A 1,330-nucleotide genomic window follows, 5' to 3' on the forward strand; every position below is an offset into this window, starting at 1 on the left:
AAAGCCCCCGCCGACTATGGGCGGATTCCAGGGGTCGTTGCAACACGTGGTCGGTTGATTAGGCCGCGAGCAGTTTATGCAGGCGCTCGGCTGGGGTTTCCCAGTCGAGTGTTTTGCGTGGGCGGCTGTTGAGCTCGGCGGCGACGGCGGTCAGCTGCTCGGGGTCGTGGACGGACAGGTCGGTGCCCTTGGGGAAGTACTGCCGCAGCAGGCCGTTCGTGTTCTCGTTCGAGCCGCGCTGCCAAGGGCTGGCCGGGTCGCAGAAGTAGACCGGGACGTCGGTGGCGACGGTGAACGCGTGATGGGCGGCCATCTCCGAGCCCTGGTCCCAGGTCAGGGACTTGACCAGGTGCCGTGGCAGCGTCTGGACGATGGTCTGCAGAGCCGTGCTGACGTCTTCGGCGGCGCGGCCGCCCGGCAGGTGGACAAGCATCACGTAGCGGGTCGCCCGTTCGACCAGGGTGCCGATGGCGGAGGCGCCGTCCTTGCCGATGATCAGGTCGCCTTCCCAGTGGCCGGGAACGGCCCGGTCGGCAGCCTCTGCGGGCCGTTCACTGATCATGACCATGGGATGGGAGAAGCGCGGCTGCCGGGCGGCGGCCTGACGGTGCGGCCTGCGCCGGGCCCGTCCCGTGCGTAGTGCTCGAGCCAGCTCGCGCCGGAGTTCCCCGCGGCCCTGGACGTAAAGGGCCTGATAGATCGTCTCGTGGACCACGTGCATCTCCGGCCGGTCAGGGAACCGTCTGCGAAGAGCTTGACAGATCTGCTCAGGACTCCACCGCATGGCCAGGTGAGCCTGGATGAAGTCCCGCAGCTCGGGGTTCTGGCCGATCTTGCCCGGCTTGGGCCGGGGCCGGCGCCGATCGGCCCGGCGCTGGGCAGCGTGGGGACGGTAGGCCCACCGCGTGCGGTCACCGCGCAGCGGCATGCCGTTGCGGCGTATCTCCCGGCTGATCGTGGAGGGGCTGCGGCCCAGCTCGGCGGCGATCGTGCGGACAGAGGCCTTCTCCCGCAGCCGGTCGGCTATGTGGATGCGCTCGTCCTCACGCAGGCACCTCGTCGACGAAGGCTCGGGCTCCTGCTCCGCCAGAGCAGGAGCCCGCCGCCGCTTCGGGTCGGTCCGGCCGTTTCGCCACTCGCGACCGGTCCGCTCATGAACGCCGACGCGTCGGCTTGCCTCTCGGTTGGTCAGCCCCATCTGCACGAGCCGGAAGTATTCCTCCCGCTCGGCCCGGAGCTTCACAGGCCCCTGAGCCTTGCGAACCTTACGGATCTCGAAGTCCATCGCACCCCTTGAGCTGGGGTGTTGCAACGACCACTAGAACCGAAG

Annotated in this window: 1 protein-coding gene; it reads right to left on the reverse strand. The window is 68.9% G+C overall.

Features of this window, described 5'->3' with window-relative positions; translation table 11 throughout:
- Nucleotides 1-58: 58 nt before the first annotated feature.
- Complete coding sequence (locus tag NP777_RS46845) at nt 59-1,192, reverse strand: IS30 family transposase (protein WP_256656315.1); 1,134 nt, start codon at nt 1,190-1,192, stop codon at nt 59-61.
- Between the last annotated feature and the right edge of the window lie 138 nt (nt 1,193-1,330).

The sequence above is a fragment of the Streptomyces rugosispiralis genome, from assembly GCF_024505145.1.
Classification (GTDB): Bacteria; Actinomycetota; Actinomycetes; order Streptomycetales; family Streptomycetaceae; genus Streptomyces; species Streptomyces rugosispiralis.